This is a genomic window from Flavobacterium sp. (assembly GCF_029945805.1).
Taxonomy (GTDB): domain Bacteria; phylum Bacteroidota; class Bacteroidia; order Flavobacteriales; family Flavobacteriaceae; genus Flavobacterium.
Genome location: NZ_JAQSDH010000002.1, coordinates 18,720 through 37,885, shown reverse-complemented (window position 1 = coordinate 37,885; position 19,166 = coordinate 18,720). Strand labels below are relative to the sequence as shown.

General features: G+C 34.1%; 18 protein-coding genes. 4 read left to right on the top strand and 14 right to left on the bottom strand.

Annotated elements, in window-relative coordinates:
• Window positions 1–37: 37 nt before the first annotated feature.
• The 9 genes from PSU83_RS00640 to PSU83_RS00600 all read right to left on the bottom strand — a co-directional run bounded on the left by PSU83_RS00640 (window position 38) and on the right by PSU83_RS00600 (window position 7,775).
• Entirely contained in the window at window positions 38–994 is a 957-nt protein-coding gene (locus PSU83_RS00640) for a hypothetical protein (RefSeq protein WP_300585582.1), read from the bottom strand.
• A 20-nt stretch (window positions 995–1,014) separates the two neighbouring features.
• Window positions 1,015–1,983, bottom strand: coding sequence for a DUF6175 family protein (locus tag PSU83_RS00635; protein WP_300585580.1), 969 nt, complete (start codon window positions 1,981–1,983; stop codon window positions 1,015–1,017).
• Between the two features lie 496 nt (window positions 1,984–2,479).
• Window positions 2,480–3,004: a hypothetical protein gene (locus PSU83_RS00630; protein ID WP_300585578.1), complete on the bottom strand. Its 525-nt coding sequence runs from the start codon at window positions 3,002–3,004 to the stop codon at window positions 2,480–2,482.
• A 57-nt stretch (window positions 3,005–3,061) separates the two neighbouring features.
• On the bottom strand, window positions 3,062–4,369 hold the full coding sequence (locus PSU83_RS00625; protein WP_300585576.1) for a hypothetical protein: 1,308 nt from the start codon (window positions 4,367–4,369) through the stop codon (window positions 3,062–3,064).
• A 96-nt stretch (window positions 4,370–4,465) separates the two neighbouring features.
• A complete protein-coding gene (locus PSU83_RS00620; RefSeq protein ID WP_300585574.1) occupies window positions 4,466–4,657 on the bottom strand; it encodes an HTH domain-containing protein in 192 nt (63 codons plus the stop codon).
• 184 nt (window positions 4,658–4,841) lie between these two features.
• Window positions 4,842–5,048 carry a hypothetical protein gene (locus PSU83_RS00615; RefSeq protein WP_300585572.1) on the bottom strand — a complete coding sequence of 69 codons (207 nt, stop codon included), beginning with the start codon at window positions 5,046–5,048 and terminating at the stop codon, window positions 4,842–4,844.
• 158 nt (window positions 5,049–5,206) lie between these two features.
• Window positions 5,207–5,875, bottom strand: a complete 669-nt coding sequence (locus tag PSU83_RS00610) for a response regulator (RefSeq protein WP_300585569.1) — start codon at window positions 5,873–5,875, stop codon at window positions 5,207–5,209.
• 7 nt (window positions 5,876–5,882) lie between these two features.
• A complete protein-coding gene (locus PSU83_RS00605; RefSeq protein ID WP_300585566.1) occupies window positions 5,883–7,298 on the bottom strand; it encodes a tetratricopeptide repeat-containing sensor histidine kinase in 1,416 nt (471 codons plus the stop codon).
• Window positions 7,299–7,589: 291 nt separating this feature from the next.
• Complete coding sequence (locus tag PSU83_RS00600) at window positions 7,590–7,775, bottom strand: hypothetical protein (RefSeq protein WP_300585564.1); 186 nt, start codon at window positions 7,773–7,775, stop codon at window positions 7,590–7,592.
• A 332-nt stretch (window positions 7,776–8,107) separates the two neighbouring features.
• Between PSU83_RS00600 and PSU83_RS00595 the strand changes: the two genes are divergently transcribed.
• Together PSU83_RS00595 and era are read left to right on the top strand one after the other, a co-directional pair.
• Window positions 8,108–8,983 carry a hypothetical protein gene (locus tag PSU83_RS00595; protein ID WP_300585561.1) on the top strand — a complete coding sequence of 292 codons (876 nt, stop codon included), beginning with the start codon at window positions 8,108–8,110 and terminating at the stop codon, window positions 8,981–8,983.
• Between the two features lie 358 nt (window positions 8,984–9,341).
• A complete protein-coding gene (era, locus tag PSU83_RS00590) occupies window positions 9,342–10,226 on the top strand; it encodes a GTPase Era (RefSeq protein ID WP_300585559.1) in 885 nt (294 codons plus the stop codon).
• On the opposite strand, the gene PSU83_RS00585 is transcribed toward era, so the two are convergent.
• The gene (locus tag PSU83_RS00585) at window positions 10,227–10,730 is read right to left on the bottom strand and encodes a hypothetical protein (protein ID WP_300585557.1); all 504 of its coding nucleotides are present in this window, start codon (window positions 10,728–10,730) and stop codon (window positions 10,227–10,229) included.
• A 93-nt stretch (window positions 10,731–10,823) separates the two neighbouring features.
• Here PSU83_RS00585 and der point away from each other — a divergent pair, with 93 nt between their 5' ends.
• Entirely contained in the window at window positions 10,824–12,134 is a 1,311-nt protein-coding gene (gene der / locus PSU83_RS00580) for a ribosome biogenesis GTPase Der (RefSeq protein ID WP_300585555.1), read from the top strand.
• Between the two features lie 40 nt (window positions 12,135–12,174).
• Here the strand turns inward: der and PSU83_RS00575 are convergent, their stop codons facing one another.
• From PSU83_RS00575 to PSU83_RS00565, 3 genes are read right to left on the bottom strand one after another with little or no spacing between them, the layout of a single operon-like run.
• Window positions 12,175–12,828 (bottom strand): DUF6705 family protein, encoded by a 654-nt coding sequence (locus PSU83_RS00575; protein WP_300585553.1) that lies wholly within the window; start codon window positions 12,826–12,828, stop codon window positions 12,175–12,177.
• A gap of 46 nt (window positions 12,829–12,874) precedes the next feature.
• A complete protein-coding gene (locus tag PSU83_RS00570; protein ID WP_300585551.1) occupies window positions 12,875–13,471 on the bottom strand; it encodes a DUF6705 family protein in 597 nt (198 codons plus the stop codon).
• Window positions 13,472–13,482: 11 nt separating this feature from the next.
• Complete coding sequence (locus PSU83_RS00565; protein WP_300585549.1) at window positions 13,483–14,952, bottom strand: hypothetical protein; 1,470 nt, start codon at window positions 14,950–14,952, stop codon at window positions 13,483–13,485.
• 313 nt (window positions 14,953–15,265) lie between these two features.
• Between PSU83_RS00565 and PSU83_RS00560 the strand changes: the two genes are divergently transcribed.
• On the top strand, window positions 15,266–18,049 hold the full coding sequence (locus PSU83_RS00560; protein ID WP_300585547.1) for an outer membrane beta-barrel protein: 2,784 nt from the start codon (window positions 15,266–15,268) through the stop codon (window positions 18,047–18,049).
• A gap of 246 nt (window positions 18,050–18,295) precedes the next feature.
• On the opposite strand, the gene PSU83_RS00555 is transcribed toward PSU83_RS00560, so the two are convergent.
• Window positions 18,296–19,165 (bottom strand): TPM domain-containing protein, encoded by an 870-nt coding sequence (locus PSU83_RS00555; RefSeq protein ID WP_300585545.1) that lies wholly within the window; start codon window positions 19,163–19,165, stop codon window positions 18,296–18,298.
• Window position 19,166: the final 1 nt, after the last annotated feature.

Genomic DNA, 19,166 nt, shown 5'->3' with positions numbered 1-19,166 from the left:
TTTAAGAAGGTAAATGTTTAACCAAACTAATTTTATCCTACCACCAACCTCTAACATTGTAAGTAACAGTTTTTGGCTGACCGTTTCCATAAGCTACTCCAATATCTCTAATAGCTTTTATTCTTTCACTTTCTTGTGCTTGGTCTTTTAATATATATTTCCATTCTCTTGCATCTAGTTCTTTAACTCTTGCTGCTATTTTATTGGATAGTGTTTTTACATCTCCAAAACAAGCTGCTGAAGGATCTATTGTAGTAAGTAGTTCTCCGACCTGATTTGCAACATCAACGGATTGATTTGCTGACCAGTAATTAGTTGCTTCTGCTAATTTTAGTTTACATTCTCTGTCTATTTTCTTTTTATAAATTGGCGCTACTGCATCCATACATTTATCATAACAACTTTTACAAACTGTTGGTACACTAGTTAATTTATAAATTGCTTCTTCATACTTATTTTGGCTTACAAGAGTTTGAGCTTCTTTTATTATAAAATCACATTTGCTAGTATAATATTCTATGATTTTTGATTTGCCGTTTTCTACAAAGCTTTGAATAGTTGCATTTTTAGGATTAATACCTTTCAAAGCAGAGATATAGGCTTTGGTTTCGTTTTCACCGACACCTTTTACAGTAATTGATGTGCTTGAAAATTTAGTCCCTTCTATACCATCTCCAATGTGCAGGGTAACTTCCAATACAAAGGCTGTCATTGATGGTGCTGTAGGAGTCAAATCTTTGCTAATCACATTTATATTAGCGGTAATAATAAATCTTTCGCTATTTGCTGATCCGCCCATTCCGTTTTGGGTTACAATTTGACTTAATTTGTTTGCTAAAATACTACGGGCCGCATCGGGCATCATATCAATTTGTTGCGGCACATAAGTTGCTAAAGTTATTCTGGCAGCATCATTTGTGCTTCCTTTTTCGTTTTGAGCCAAAGTGAAATTATAGCACATTGTGAAAATGCCTAACAAGATAATTTTCTTCATGTTTTTTATTTTATTGATTATTACTGACTTTTCCCTCCAATTACTATAACTGCTTTACCGGTTCCAATACTGTAATTAGAACTTGGGAATTTATATGTTTTTTTAAGATATTTTCTTAGTGCAGTACCGAAATCATCCGTTGTGTAAGCAGCTCCATCTTCACCTCTGAGAGGAATCCGAACAGAAACAAGTTGCATTTTGGTAGCAGTTTTAGTTTGAAGGGTAAAAGCACCGTTTACCGTATTAGATTTCATCCATCTTTTAAGATCATCTGAAAGTTCATCGCCATCTTCGTTAATTTCAGAGTTCAGGTTTTTAGGAGCTCCATCAAAGACTTGTATTTCTACAGAAACTTCCCTTCCCTTAACTTGCATTTCCTCAAAAAAGGTCATCAACTGTGAGTTAAAATTGTCAATATGTGACAAAACTGATGTTTTTAACATTACTGGTAAAGTGGCTCCAATTAATTCATTACCGGTACCATCGGCAGTTGCTTGAGGCTTATTTGTTCCGGCATCTATACCTGAAAGTCTAAATGTTATCGATTTTTTTGGACCAATTGAGTTGATTTTCCAAAATACATATAATACGATATCTGGTCGCGCGGTGCTTAATAGTTTGTCCTTTGGGCCTTCACTTGTACTTGCGCCATCTTCACTGGTTTCAGCATTTGCCAACGCGTTTCTATCTGTAATATCTTTTAAAGTTGAAGACAGATTTGTTAAAGGATAATTTCTTTCTTTCATTAATCCTTCTATGGTACTAATTACTTGAGTTAAATCATCGTTTAATAAAGCTCTTGCATAATTTGGAACTTTAGTTTGTGTTCCTTGATTATCTACAGTGTCCATATAGTTATTGTTTTCCATCCAATCATCGGAAGGAAAAACCATTATTGATGGTTTATTTACTGCTTGTGAAAATATTAATGTTGATGATAATAATAACATTAATGTGATGGCATTATTTTTAAAATATTTGTTTGTCATTTTATTGTTAATTTTTAAGAATTCCGTCTGATATCATTTTTTTCTTTAGTTCAGGTAGTGAAACTCGAACTTCTAATCCATAAATTATACTCTGATCTCCACTCGCTTTAAAAGATTTTAATTCCTTTGTTACGGAAATGAAATCTTTAAACTCATTGTTATCTGCAAAAAAATGGTTACAGTAAGCTTCATGTTTATTCTGTGCATTTACTTCTAAGATTAGTGGAGGTAAATTGCAATCTTGTTTTCCTTCAATAATTCCTTGAAAGAGCACATCTCGTATTGCTTTTCTTTTAGCATTCTCAACGGCATTCTCTTTATTTTAGCCATTTCCCCAAGCTATTAAAGATTGTGAGCCATCTAAGTTGGTTCTTAAACATGCTGTTTTAAATGTATAATTACCCATTGTTTTTTTTTGGTTGCCACAACTTGAAAGTGTTAGTAATCCGAATAATAGACCGCAAATGAGTGTTATATTTATTTTCATAATTACAGATTAGTTAAACCCAGCACCTAGTGATTTAATAATTCCTGCTTCTTCTAAGTCTCTTCTCAATGCAGCGACATTAATTGAAACTATTACTCCAATTTTATATTCTTTACCTACTTTCATTCTGTCTCCTGCCGCGACAGCGCCGTCGTTTGACAATGATACAAACTTCATATACTTGCCGCCATCCGCAAAAAATGATTTGAAGAAATCTGACTTTTCTTCTTCTAAATTTACGTTAGTAGTTAAGGGTTTCTGGCCTGAAACGGATTGTGTTCCTGTAAAGCCTTGGAAAATAATTCCATGTACAGCATTTTTCTTAGCTTGCTCTATTGCTACATCTGGTTTTTTTGAATAGGACCAAACCTTAATTAAGTAGCTTCCCTGTGTTCCGGTTTGTACGGCTTCAATTTCATATCGCCATGCTTCAGTATCTTTATTAGCTTTCCTGTTTTTCTGAGCATAGATTGTTGAAGTTGAGGCTACTATTATAACGAGTAAAAAGTTTATTTTTTTTAAAATGTTTTTCATAATTATAGTTGAATAAAACCCCCTTCAGTTTATCTCAAAGTTGAAGGGGGTAATAAATTATTTAATTTGTTTAATAAGCATCCCTGAGGCAAACTTTTTACCTCCCGAAAATGTAGTTCTGTCAATTGTAGGTTTCGCATCGGCAGTTTGCTCACCGTCTTCAAAGTTGTTATCCCAAATTTGATCTTTTTCAACTTTAATAGTGCCGACACTTTTATAGGTTACAACGCCTGTTTTTGGGTCTTGAATTTGTTCAAGTACATCAAATTTTTCACCACCCTCTAGTCCTTCTTTCTTTCCAATTTTAGCAGTAATAGGATCACCAGTATATAGAGGTGTTTTTGTTTTGAAAACATCATACTTTTTTTGAAGTTTAGCATATACATTATCAATAATTCTAATTGTAGAAAGTTCTATAATTTGATCTTCAGTTCTTTTTTGTGATAATGAAAATGTAATTAGACCTGAAGCACTTTCGTCACCTACAAACTCTAACTTAAATAAATCAGAGTTATCAAAGGCTAATTTCTTTTTAGGATTAACAGCGTTTTTATCCATATAAAGGTCAGTATAGAATGTATTTGCAGTTGCTTCATTCCAGACTAATTTATATAAATAAGAAGTTGCCCAAATAGAATATCCTTCTTTTGTTTTTTCATATACAGCATCAATACCTTTATTTACTTTACCTGCAAGTAGAGCAGGTGTGTCTTTAGCCGCTTCTCTAGCCGCATCTCTTATTGCACGAGCTACAGGTTCATTAGCAACAAAATTAAATTTATTAATAACCACAAAAGTGTTGTCTATTAATTCGAATCCAGCGGTTTTTAATAATGCTTCTCCATCAGATGATGATAAAGCAGACTTTGTTTCAAGAAATGAAGCATTAAATACACCTCGATCTTCAATCAAACGACTATCAAAGCTTCCATCGTCCTTTCTGTCAAACCATTTTGCTACCAGTTTATTCGCTATTTTCTCTTTGTCTAAATATTTTTGAATTCTAATCGGAAGTTCTTTTGATACCGAATCTGTTTTTATTTCAGCCGCAGCAGTCAGGAATTTACCCACTTTTGACGGTTTATATATAGTAGCCTTTTCTTCTGCGGATAATGTGTAATTGTTTGGATTGAAAGATTTTGCACCAATTTGATGATCGTTGTACTTCTCAGGAAAGGGTGCATTATTGAATGCATTTAGTACTACGTCTTTTTTTGGAAATTTATCGGATTCAATTACCATGGTATGCAAAGAGCTTCTGCGGTATTTGATTTCATTTGTTGCATTTTGAGATTGAGCAAGTGCAAAGTTTGTAAATCCTAAAATTGAACCTATTAAAATGAAGGCTACATTTGATTTTTTCATAATCTTTGTTTTAAAATTGTTTTTTTTGTATTTGGTTAGGTTACTCCTCGTTTATTTGAGTGGTTTCTGAACTCCACTTTTGTGAATTTGGATCTGTTATCCTCCAAAATTCAATTCGCATTCCCTTTCATAACAGTAAATCTTATTCTGCGAATCGTAAGTTATTGGAGCATTGAGCTCAGATTTCATATATGTGATATAATTGTATACCGAACGAACCGAAATACCAAGTCGCATCGAAAGCTCTTCCGAATTCCCGGCTCTGTTGTCTTTTATTAGTTCGTGCATCTTTATTATAACTCGTATATCCAAAACTTTACAATTTTAACAAATAGGTCTGCAACTAGAATGCAGAATAGTTTCTTTATGCGATTTATACTAACAAATAATAGAATTACTAGTTGCTACCTGCAACCAGAATAGTAGACACCACACTCTACTATCTGGCGCAAGCAATCTACCTTAATGAGTATCAGGCAGTATGACAGTCATCCGTACAAATTTTACACCCATTGGATTGTGGATAAGAGTCTTTTGCTTCTAAAACGGCCTCTTTACAGCTTGCGAAGTGCCCGAGGTATTTTCGGTTTACAAAATTGGGCAGCAGACTGCAATCAGAAGTATGAACCTCATGATCACCATTACTGTGTTTGTTGGTGCTGACATAGTATAATTTCATTGGGCCTTGCATTTAAAATAATATCCCAAACTTATAACCAATAGAAATGCATTCCTTACGGAAAACCGTAAAGGAGGTTAAATAATTATCAATTATTAATTATCAATTATCAATTATCAATTATCAATTATTAATTGTCAATTATCAATTATCAATTATTACGCGATGCCTAAGTCTTTGGCAATGGCTATTAGATGCACCGAATTATTTGCTTTAAAATAGTCTTTGAGTTTTCCTATTCTTTTTTCGATGGTGCTTTTGCTGTTTGGTGTTATTCCAAGTTCTTTGAAACGGAATTCTATTTCATCCTGTGAAACTCCTAAAGCTAATTGTTTGATGATTTGGATATCGACTTCATCTATTTCGCGCGTGTTTTTGTCTTTTAAAATATATTCCATTTCAGGCGAAAGGAATATACTGTCATCGTCGTGCGTTTTGTTAATAGCAATTTTAAGTTGTTCAATACTGTTTCGGCCTTTGTGCACAAAACCATTTATAATTCCGCTTTCTAAAAGGCTTTTTACGCGGAAGCTTTTATCTTCAACAGAATACACAATGATTTTTAGATTGGGTTGAAGCAATTTTATAGTGCCGATTGCTTCCTCTCCGTTTTTAATTTTTACGGCTCTATGATCGGATTCAAATGATAAATCAGATATAAATAAATCGTACGGAATTCCATCAGCTAAGGCTTTTTTTACCTTAAGTACAGCATCATCACAATATTTTACTGTATCAATGTTAGTTATTCCAAGCTGGTTTAGTGTTTGGGAAACTGAAATGCTTATGCTGTCTATGTCTTCGGCAATTAAAACTTTTTTGTACATATCGCGCTTACTTTGGAATTATAATCTTTGTTTTGAATCCTTTGCCAGATTCTGTCTCAAAAGTAATAGTTCCTTTTATGGCATGAATACGGTTTTCCGCATTGTGCAGTCCTTTTTTGTGATTTTCTAATTGAACTATACCTTTGCCGTTGTCGGAATATTTTATTTGGATGGATTTAGTATCGTGTTCAAAGCTAATTATAACAACAGAACTTTCACTATGCTTCTTCATGTTTACCATTAATTCTTGCAACACTCTGTAAACAGCAATTTTGATTTCTTTTTTAAGTTTCAACCAATCGATACTACTGCTATTATTGATAATTACGTTTACATTTTCATTGCTGAAGCTGTTGAGCAACTGAATTAGAAAGTCTTTGTACTCTTCACCGGTTTCAATCTCACTGTTTGTTTGAGAGATGTTTCGTGTCCGCGTATACAAATCATCTAAATTTTGAAGTAGAATTTCTTTCTTATCGGGATTTTGCAAATCTTGATTCTCCGCGTAATTCATCGCCTTAAAAACATCGTTTGCCAATTCATCGTGAATCTTTTTAGCAATTCGTGTTTCAGTAGTGTATACAGAGTTTTTAAATTTCCGTCTGTTGAAAAAACGAACCAAAAAAATTATAAGTAGTAAAATTAAGATGATGCCAATAAATAAAAAGCTTACTTGCTGTTTTTCTTTTTCGGTATTTTCTTTTTCTTTTATAGCCTTACTGGAATCATATTTTATTTTGGCAAATTGATTTTTAGCAGAGCTACGCACTCTGTTGATGCTATCTGAAAGCTGCATCTGATGTACTGCGAGTGCTTTTATATTTATAGGTTCAGCATTAATTATACAAAACTTAAGCGCTTCTATTCGATCATCAGGGCTATTGATTCGAGTAGCTGCTTGATATGCCTTTTGTGCAAAATCGAAGGCGAGTTTCTGATTGTTTTCCTGATAGAATTCTGAAAGATGAATGTACGATGGTATTTTTTCGAAGTCATTATTAAGTGAATCTCTTAACCTTTCTGACTGTTTCAGACAATCAAATCCCTTAGAATTCTTCGTTTTTAAAAGTGCATAACCAAGATTGTCGAGTGATTTGGCATATATAGTTTTATCCTTCTTTAAGGAATCATTTTCGATGTTCTTGTATAAGATTTTAATTGCAGTATTGAACTCTTTTTTTGCGAGATACACTACTGCTATATTATTTCTGATTGTGCATTTTTCCGAATTACTTAGTGACTTATTATAAGACTTATTATAATATTTTAAGGCTTCGTCATAATTATACTGTTCTTTATAAACAAGAGCCAGAGCATTATAAATGTAGGGAAGGTATAACGGTCCTTCTGCATTTTTATAGGCTTCGGTCGCCGTAGATTCACTTCCAGAAAAATCACTAAAAAGTTTTTGTATCCATGCCATCTCAAGTAAGACGTATGCCTTTTGATTCCCATTTTGGCTTGTGTTTTTTGCTTTATCAAAATAATAAAAAGCGCTGTCAAATAGCTGTTTTTCCTTGTAGTAAAAAGCAAGGTCAGTACTTTTTTTGTATTTTATGTAACTATTATTGTTAATAGAATTTTGAGTATTGGAACCCTTATTGCAGGAATAGAAGAGCAGCATAACTAGTAAAATCGGGAAACTTAACCTTTTGAGTATCATTTCCCGAAATTATTCAATTTTATTTATCCTGATACTATTTTCTGTAAAATATTATCCTCCGATGCCTACACCTGGTTTTGGCGGTGGCGGTGGCGGTGGTGGCAGTTGACCACCCTGACCGCCTGTGTCTTCAGCATTTATCCCTGCTGGGGCAGAATCAGTAATTGGATCTGCCGTGCAGGAAGTCATTATTGCTGATGAAGCTATAAGAATTGATAAAAAAAGTAATTTTTTCATTCTATTTGATATTAAAAATTAGACATAGTTGTTGCTGTCCGGATTTTGTCCGAAGCCTTTGCAATGATTTTAGCACTGCGGTTTTTTGAGTACTCAATATGCTTTTTGGAAAGTGAAGTGAGCTTTTGCAGATCCGTTTAGTTATACTTTCCGAATAAATATTCAGTTCTGCATAGCATCACTTTTTGAAGTAGTTTTGTACATTTGTTCTTATCGCGAAAAGAACAAAAACTAATTCTGATACAAAGGAATGTGGTTTTTTGACTGGTGTTTGAGACGGATTCCTAGAATTCCATTAATTCCTTATTATTCCTAAAAATCCCCATTGAAGTATGAGAGAAGATTTACTTGATGTCTATAAAAAGGCAATACAACAACAATTTGAAAAGGAAAAGAATGGCTTATATTCTAGTTATTTGATACAAAATTCAAGGGCAAAATTGAGGCAATTATGTGTTGAACGTTTTAAGGGAAATAATCAGATAAATGACCTGAATGCATTCAAGATTTTTTTTGGATTTGAATTTGGTGAGGGGAACTTAAACAAGTTAAAATCTGAAACAGATCGATTTAGACCTATTGAGAATTTTTTTAAAAAAAGTTCAGATACCAATGATTTAGCAACACTAGAATTAGCTGCTATATTGGTAGATTTTAGACCTAGACCTTTTTTGAAGTTTGGAAAGGAATATTTCAAAGATGAAATTGTAGTCGAGAAAATAGTAACTAAAAATGATTTTGTTAAAACAGCTGCAATAGGAGTGGATTCGGTCGATGAAAGTAGTATTGTTTCTAAAGCTAAGAGAAAAAGAAACATAGTTTTTGGATTCGCAGCAATGACTTTGGTTCTTGGGATTTATACAGTCAAGAATGTGATTTTTCCAGAAAATCAATGTATGCAATGGCAAATTGACCATTATGAAATGATTGATTGCAAAACAGAAAGGAATAATTTTTTTGCTGATGCACCAATTGTTCCGATAAATAAAGAGGCACTTGAATTGAAGAAAATTAAGGTATGTGATACCACAGCTTTTTTTAAAAGTGACAAAGCAATAGTTTGGTATTGTAAAAAAGACAATGTTCCAGAATTTTTCAATAATTTAGGAGATGGTTTTCATCCTGTAACTGGTAAGTCATTAAAACCAGTTACCAAATATATTATAAATAAATATGTCAAGAATTTAACTAGTTATCCTCACAAATAAGCTATCAATCATAATTACTTTATTTAAAAAGATTTTATACCAATCCTAACGTTAAAAATGATTGCAAGGTTTGATTTAACTATGCTAATCTCATTTTTTTCAGATAAAATATTTTTGTTATTTTCACGAATTTATCCGGTGCTTTGCTACTGCCGTACGAAAAACGGAAAATATGATGCGTACAATCCAACACGTCAGTCAAAAATTTCTCTTGTTTTTATATTTTAGTGACAGTTAGTCTTGCCTTTAAAGTTTACAATAAAATAGTAATACATTTTATAGAAGTGATTGTCTGTTTTGAACACGCTATCGCTAAGAAAATAAGACCTATCTTTGCACCGCAAAAACAGTATGTATCATGGAACATAAAGCAGGATTCGTCAACATCATTGGAAATCCCAACGTAGGGAAGTCAACTTTAATGAACGCGTTCGTTGGAGAACGATTGTCAATCATTACTTCTAAGGCACAAACTACGCGTCACAGGATTCTCGGAATTGTAAATGGAGATGACTTTCAGGTAATCCTTTCGGACACACCCGGAATTATTAAACCCGCTTATGAAATGCAGAAATCGATGATGGATTTTGTAAAATCTGCTTTTGAGGATGCCGATGTGCTGCTTTATATGGTCGAAATTGGAGAAAAAGAATTGAAAGACGAAGATTTTTTTAATAAAATCATTCACGCTAAGATTCCCGTTTTGCTGTTGCTAAACAAAATTGACAAATCCAATCAAGAACAGTTAGAAGAACAAATTGCTTTGTGGAAAGAGAAAGTTCCGAATGCAGAGATTTATCCAATTTCCGCTTTAGAGAATTTCAATGTGAAAGAAGTGTTTGCTAGAATCCTTGAATTGCTTCCGGTTTCGCCAGCCTATTATCCAAAAGATGCTTTAACGGATAAACCGGAACGTTTCTTTGTTAACGAAACCATCCGTGAAAAGATACTTCTGAATTACGAAAAGGAAATTCCATACGCCGTAGAAATAGAAACCGAAGAGTTTATTGAAGACGAGAAAATCATCCGAATCCGTTCGGTAATAATGGTCGAACGCGATACGCAAAAGGGAATCATCATCGGACACAAAGGGGGTGCTTTAAAAAAAGTCGGAATGATGGCGCGTGAAGATTTAGAGAAATTCTTCGGAAAACAAATCCATATCGAATTGTATGTAAAAGTCAATAAAGATTGGAGAAGTAATGCTTTTCAGTTGCGTAGATTTGGTTACAACCAAAAATAATTAGCCTATAATTTTATTAAATTCCTCGTGTAATTCATCCATTTGTCCAAAACCATTGGCTCTGGTTTGTCGGCCTATGAAGTACAACAATACCCAACAAACAACCATTAGTGATACAATTATTAAATCAGTTTTTATCGGTTGATGAAGTGCCCAATGCGAATAGGCAAACATTGAAAAAACTAAAAATATTCCGGCTATAATAAAGTGTAAAAACATAAAGAACGTCCACAAAGTTTGAGCCGGGCCGAACAATCCTCGAATGTGTGTCGAATTTTTTTCATTTCCTTCTTGCTCTTCCAATTCGATGGTTAAATACGGCGACCAATATTTCTGTTTTTCACCTCGAATCGTAAACTGTATATGATTGTTTCTAATTTTTATTAGATATTCTGGTGAAGCGGTTTTGATATGTTCCACAAACTTCTGTCGCACGATATCAATATTTTCATCGACATCTTTATAAAATCGAGGTCTTAATTGTATGTCATTGTGTGTTTCCATGCAAGAAATCGGTTTGAAATTACAGACTAAAGTAATAAAAAAATTGATATTGCACTCATTAATACTACCTTTGCACCCTTATTTAAATATAGCATGAACAATATTGTAGCCATAGTAGGAAGACCAAACGTAGGGAAATCTACTTTTTTTAATCGTTTAATCAAAAGAAGAGAAGCTATTGTTGACTCGGTTAGTGGCGTTACCCGCGACAGAAATTACGGAAAAAGTGAGTGGAATGGAAAGGAGTTTTCTGTAATTGATACAGGTGGTTACATCAAAGGTTCAGACGATATTTTTGAAAGCGAAATCCGTCGTCAGGTGGAATTGGCTATCGATGAAGCCGATGCTATTATTTTTGTAGTAGATGTGGAAGAAGGGATTACACCAATGGATGCTGAGGTCGCCAAATTATTGAGAAAAGTTACGAAACCTATTTTATTAGCCGTAAACAAGGTAGATAATGCAATGCGTGAAAAAGACGCCATTGAGTTTTACAACTTAGGTTTAGGTGAATATTTCACAATTGCCAGCATCAGCGGAAGCGGAACAGGCGAACTTTTGGATAAACTGGTTGAAGTTTTACCAGAATTACCAGAAGTATCTGAAGAAGAAGCAGCTTTACCAAGATTTTGTGTGGTGGGACGTCCCAATGCTGGAAAATCATCATTCATCAATGCTTTAATTGGTGAAGACCGATTTGTAGTTACCGACATTGCCGGAACAACGCGTGATTCTATCGATACCAAATACAACCGTTTTGGTTTTGAATTCAACTTGGTTGATACTGCCGGAATTCGTAGGAAAGCCAAAGTTAAAGAAGATTTGGAATTTTATTCGGTAATGCGTTCGGTTCGTGCTATTGAACATTCTGATGTAATCATTCTTTTAATAGATGCAACTCGTGGTTTTGAAGGACAAGATCAAAGTATTTTTTGGCTTGCCGAAAAGAACAGAAAAGGTGTTGTGATTTTAGTGAACAAATGGGATTTGATTGAAAAAGATACGATGTCAACGCGTGATTACGAGGCTAAAATCCGTGAGGAGTTAAAGCCGTTTACCGATGTGCCGATTTTGTTCGTATCCGCATTAACAAAACAGCGTTTGTTAAAAGCATTAGAAACCACAGTTCAGGTTTTTGAAAGCAGAAAGCAACGTATCCAAACTTCAAAATTCAACGACTTTATGTTGAAATTAATTGAATCGCATCCGCCACCGGCATTAAAAGGGAAATACGTAAAGATTAAATATTGCATGCAGTTGCCAACGCCAACGCCACAGTTCGTGTTTTTTGCCAACTTACCGCAATACGTTCAGGAAGCGTACAAACGTTTCTTAGAAAATAAAATCCGTGAAAACTGGGATTTCTCAGGTGTTCCGATAGATATTTATATTAGGGAGAAATAATAAAAAAACCTCGTTCATTTGAACGAGGTTTTTAGTTTATTTAGGGTTGTTTAACTAAAACGTATTCACCGTAGGGTAAGTTAAAAGTAGAAATGTCGGTATGTGGTCCATCAAAAGTATATAGCCTCTCTAAGCCATTACCATCATATCTTAACCAAATTTTTAATTTTTCAACACCACCGTCAAAGTAACGTCTCATTGCAAAAGCGCAATCTATTCCTCCCCAAATATCTCTTCTCTCAGGGTCGTTAAACTTCATGCTCATGCGTTTTTCATCGGCAGGACATTCAACGCATTTTGGAAAAACGCTCCCTCTTATTTGTGAAACACTACATAAATTGTAGTCATACAGTTCATCATAGTTATCATTCAAATTGGCCAAAGTGTTGACTTTTTCTACACCGTTTTGAATATATTGATATTCACCGACAATATAGTCTGTGTAATAATTTTTTGAACCTACAGTTGAGTGAACCATATTCTTCGCAATAAATGTCATTTTTAATGAGGTACTGCCATGGGTGTACAACCATGTTCCAAGGAATTGATTTTGAAACCCATCAATGTCTTTGTAATAAGCTCCTTCGGTGTTTCCATAATTTGAAGAGTTTCCATAAAGCGGTAAAATAGGATTTTGCGCTTTACAGCTTATAGAAAACAGCAGTATAAGTGTTATTTGAAATATTTTTTTCATTTATAAAGATTAACCCTTCACTTGTTTATGAGTAGTTATTTAAAATTTAAGGTATTTTTGTCAATACATAATATCCCCAAGGAATCAAAGGAGAAAGTATTGGTTCTCCATCCTGGTACGACCTTTCTCCGTACAAAATCAAAACTTTCATTTTTTCCTGACCTCCTTCTGTAAATTTTTGCAGAAAAACGCTTCCTCCTATATCGTTATTGCTTCTTCCAAAAAAGATTAATCTGGCTCTGAACTGATTGGGTAAGCAATCTTCACATATCGGACGTACAGTGTTAGTAATCAATGAATTGCCGCATATATCATGCAAATATTTATTAGTTAGGTTTTGATTTATCTTATTAAGATTGTCAAATAAAGTCACACCGTCTTTTTTATATTTTATTTCACCTGCTAATAAATCTTCTGAATAAGGAAACATATAAAAATTAATATGTTTTTTGAAAACCATAGTTAATTCATTGTTACCATTAACATACTTATAAGTGCCTTCAAATTGATTTAACTCATTATCAACATCTTTGTAATATGCTCCGTTGGTTTTGGTGCCATCCCAGGTTTTAATATTTATTGTTTGTGATTTACATGATATGCAAATCATTATTGTGATTATTATGATTGTTATATTTTTCATTTTTTTCATTTTTAATTACACGGTGTTTCTAAAATAGGAGATATTGGATTTGAAGATAGCGATAATTTATTCCATCCGTCTAAGTTATTATTTAACTTATACAGTGAGATACTATGGTTAGCAAAGTTTTCCAGAAATAATTGTTCGCACTGAGCTAAATTCATACCAGCATTAAATTTTTTTGCAAAATTACCATCTGCAAAATCAATCATTTGTTGACGTGTGAAACCAGCTGTTCGAGAATTATTCATGTCTATATTGATCTTTGTTCTAAAATTATTAAAATCTTCCACTTTTATTACAAAAACATTTACTTCATCGCAAGTTATACATTCTTTTGCTGCTAATATAAAAGTAACGTCTTCTTTGTTATTAGTAGAACTTCTGTTATATAAGTTAAAAAGAGTGTAAACATCAGACCATGAAAATATAGGATATAACATTACAGTATGTGTATGTCCACCTCCATAATAGTCTCCCCCGATTCGAATTGGAGCTGAGTTTTGAGAAGTAGGGTCAGATATAAGAGAACTTACTGAATATTCTCCAATATTGTTTTTCGAAAAATTATAGGCTACTTCATGAGCAAGATTCTCAGCTGCATAGTCCATCAGCTCTTCTATTTTTGGCTTCCAATTCGGAGCATTATTGGCATTGATACTATCTGTTTTGAATAAATTTTTCAACTGTTCATAAGGTGTTTTTACTGGAGCCTGCCCTTCAAAATCACTATCAATTACAGGTCCTGTTATAATAGGGCTATTAGGATTTGGATTAGTAGGTGGAGTTACAGGATCAGGTGACGTTGGAATAGGAGTGTTGCTCCCACCACCAGCACCACCAGCACCACCAGCACCACCAGCACCACCAGCACCACCAGCACCACCTATTCCTCCAGAACTTGATCCGCCACTTCCACCACTTCCACCACCACCAGCGCCACCGCCAACTCCTATTGAATTACAGTCTACGGTTTCAGTTATTGTAACGCAAATAAAATAAAGTCCATTACCTCCTTCGTTTTCATGAAATTCTACATTTGTTATAGTGGTTACTGTCCTAACACATACCATTCGCATTTCTTCTATCGGATACTCTACACCGTTTTTTACTAAAACTTGGTATTCGGCTTCACGTTGAGTCAAAACTTCTTTCGGATAGTTTTGAACATCTTCTTTATTAAAATCATACTTCAAAATATAAACGTCATAGTCATTATCACTATTTTTATTGAAAGTAATATTTTTTATGTTTTCATTATTATCATTTTGAATTATGGGAAAAGTATATGATTGTTTTCCGTCTTTTTCCATGTAAATCCCTTTTTCATCGTCAAAATAAAGATCAAAATGATCGTTGTAAACTATTCTGTTGTTTGAACCAAGGTTGCTTTGTATTCTTTTAAAGGTATTTACAGCTTCATTGAGTTTAATGTTCGATTTTAAATCTATATCTTTCATTGAACAACGCCTTACTATCATTTTCTCACTATTACTAAATTCTTTTTCAGCTTCACAACTTCCAAAAGTTATGATAACAAGAAAAATACTGAACATACTAAATAGCAAGTGCCATAATCGTTTTTTCATATGATAATTAATTATTGATTAATAATATTGTAAATCAACAACTTAAAATTCATTTAAAAATCCCCATCAATGGGAATTTTGCTATCCACAGGTATATTCTGAAGTAATTTATATGTTAAACTTCCGTAAGAATTTTATCGTTGGATAATAAAATCAGAAATTAGCCGTTATTATTTTATTAAATACCAACCGCTAATTTTTTTTTATGCCAAAATCACTCCTGTTGCTTTGTTTTATTTTTATAAGCACTTTTTCATTCTCTCAAAAATCGATTGCCCTCAAAGGAAAAGTTGTTGAAGAAACTACTAAATTACCCATCGAATCTGCAACCGTTTATCTCTCCTCTGTAAAAGATTCTGCCGTTATAGATTACACCATTACTAACAAACTCGGAACTTTTGATTTCAAGATTCGAAAAATCACACAACCTGTTTTCCTTAAAATTTCTTATTTAGGTTTTCAAGAGTCTAAAACTAAAGTGCCTTCGGTGGATGAAGACAAGGATTTTGGTACTATCGAATTGAAAGAAGCTTCGAATAACTTGGATGAAGTGGTAATCAAAAGTGAAGCGCCACCCATCCGAATTAAAAAAGATACTCTAGAATTCAACGCTTCCTCATTTAAATTGCGTCCCGATGCGAATGTGGAAACGTTGCTAAAACAACTTCCGGGTGTTGAAATTGATGCCGAAGGAAAAATTACCGTTAACGGAAAAGAAGTAAATCAGATTCTCGTAAACGGAAAACCATTTTTTGATAAAGATGGAAAAATAGCATTACAGAATCTGCCTTCGGATATTATCAATAAAGTTCAGGTTACGGATACCAAAACCAAAAAGGAAGAAATCACAGGGCAAGCCGCAAGTTCCAATAATGCCAGTATCAACCTGACTATTGACGAAGATAAAAACAAAGGCTTCTTTGGGAAATTTATGGCGGGTGGCGGAACCGATAAACGGTATGAAAGCAGTGCACTCGTCAATTATTTTAAGGATAAAAGGAAGATTAGTGTGTTGGCTTCGTCTAATAATATCAATGCCACGGGTTTTTCTATGGATGAGATTTATGACAATATGAGCGGAAGCCGGAACAATTCCTTTTACACGAGTTCCGACGGTTCTTTTGGACTCAACGGAATGCGTTTTGGAGGAAATAGAGGAATCACTCATTCTAATTTGGTTGGAATAAATTATTCAGATGAACTCTTTAAGGATTTCAATAATTCCGCAAGTTATTTTTTTGCCAGTGCCGATAGCAACAATAAAAATAGAACCAATCAGATTAACTTTTTGCCCGATGGGATTTTTACAACAAATTCAGAATCTGATCTAAAAGAAAATAAATACAGTCACAACATGAATATGGAATTAGAATATAAAATTGATTCCACGGCATCTTTCGTTATTGTTCCAAAGTTTGCCAAATCAAACAGTCAATCGGTATCTAATTCTTCTGAGCAATCACTCGATGAGGCAAATCAATTGCTAAACGAAAGTTCTTCTTTTGTAACCAATGAAAACGATAGAACTAGTTTTGAGAATAATATTGATTTCAATAAATCCTTCAAAAGAAAAGGGAGAAACATCAGCGGTTGGCTTAATAATGAAAATAGCAAAACGGAGATAAACAACCTGACCAATTCGAGTACCCTTTTTTATCAAGGAGCGGATCCCGATGATGTTCGGAACCAAATAAAATTCTCCCGAAATATTTCAGACAAATATAATGCAGGAGTTGAATATAATGAGCCTGTTTTGGATTCTTTACGCGTAAATGCAAGCGTGAGTTTTGAACAAGAAAAAAAGTTGGAAGGAAGAGAAACATTCGATTTTGATTCGACTTTGGGAACGTATTCGATCCAAAATGATGCATTGTCCAACTATTTAACATCAAGTAGAAATACCATTTGGGCTAAATCAGGATTTGCTATCGAAAAGAAATCGTATCGATTGTATGTGAATTTAGGTCAGGCGATCACCAAATTTGATAATCATTCGCTATATCTTGGTAATGTGGTTGATTTGAATAAGAACTACATTTTGCCTATAGCAGATATTTACGGAGGCTATAATTTTACTAAGACTAAGGCCATTTGGATTAACTATAATTATGAGGTTTATTATCCAGAAGCTAGTCAGATTCTGCCGGTTGAGAATTTAGCCAATCCATTGAATACCTATATTGGAAATCCAAATCTTGATCCCAACACATCACACCGAATGTATTTTAGTTTTAGAGATTTTGATTATGCAACTCGCAGTGGTTATAGTATATATGCTGGTGGAAGTGCTTATGATAATCAAGTGGTTTCTTCAACAACATTTGATGCCAATAGAAAGCGAACCACTACTTTTGAGAATATTAAAGGAACTTATGAAACTTGGCTGGGTTTCAATTGGAATAAAACGATCAAAAAAGAAGCGCACAGTTATAAATTTGGTATAGGATTCAATGCAGGTTACGATTTGAATAAAGGCTACACTAATGGCGAATTGTATGAAGCCAATGTTTTTGACATTACGCCAAGAGTTAATTTCACCTATGATTATGGCGAATTGTTGTCGATAAATCCAAGTTACAGATATACGGTTAATGATACTAAATATTCGAACTATGTAGTAAGTTCGGCATCGAGTTTTGTCCATAAGTTCAATATGCAGGTTACGAATTATTGGCCAAAGAATTGGATTTTTGGTAATGATTTTGGATATACGTACAATTCGAATATTGCTGATGGTTTCAAGAAAGACTTCTTCTTATGGAACACGAGTATATCGTATAGTTTTTTCAATAAAAAGCTGATGGCAAAAGTCAAAGTATATGACATCTTAAACCAAAATCAGAATGCTACGCGAACGATTACACCAACAACAATACGTGACGAAGAAAATATAGTTTTAAAGCGTTACGCGATGTTCTCACTAACGTATAAGATTGAGAAGTTTGGAGGAAAAGAAAAGAAACCTACTGGAAATCGATTTATGTGGTAAAATAAGAAACCCTCGTTCATTGAACGAGGGTTTCTTATTAGTTTAATCGTTGGGTGCAATTATTATTTTATAGTTAATGGTGTTGCGTTTGTCACACTGAGCCTGTCGAAGTGCTTTTGAAAAGTCTTCGACAGGCTCAGACTGACATTTGGGTTCTAATTGACATTACTTTGTAATCAAAAAATGTTTTTAAAAGTATAGTTGTAATTCAAACTTCCAACTGCAACGGAATACGGAACACTTTTTCTACCAGCTTCCGCCAGAGCCGCCTCCCGAGAATCCACCACCGCCAAATCCGCCACCGAATCCGCCGCCGCCAGAACTTCCTCCAAAGCCACCGCCACCGAAGCCACTACCGCCGCTTCTTCCGAGACTGCTTAACAGTATAATTTCGGCCAAGCCCATTCCGCCTCCAGAATTTCCGGAATTGCCACCATTTTTTCTGTTTTTAAAAATAATAATCATCAGGACTACAAAAATGAAGATGATCGGAATAATTGGAATGCTCCCGTCTTTTTTACCAGTTTTTCGCTCGCCCTTGTATTTGCCTTTAAAGACATCAAAAAGCGCATCCACGCCTTTGTCTAAACCTCTGTAATAACTTCCTGCTTTGAACTCTGGGATGATTATATTTCTTGTAATTTCTCCGCCAATTCCGGCCGTCAATCGGTCTTCCAATCCGTAGCCTGCAGAAATCCATATTTTTCTTTCGGCTTTAGCCAAAAGTACGATTACACCATTATCGTTTTTAGCGGTTCCGCCAATTCCCCAAGTTTGTCCCCATTTTGGTGTTAAAATTCCAATGTCTTCGCCTTTCAAACTTTCAATGGTAATAACTACTATTTGAGTCGTGGTCGAATCAGAATAACGAATTAGCTTTTCTTCTAATTGTGTTTTTTCTTCAGCGCTTAATACGTTAGCATAATCATATACCGAAGTCTGAATGCTTGGTTTTTCAGGAATAGTGAATTGAGCAAAAGTGGGTAAGTAACAAAATAAGGCAACAACAAAAGATATGATTTTTAAAACTCCTTTGAAATTCGTAATTTTTTCCGCTCCGCTACAAACAATTTGCATTTCTTGCTCGGGTCGTAATTCGTAATTCGTAATTTTCATA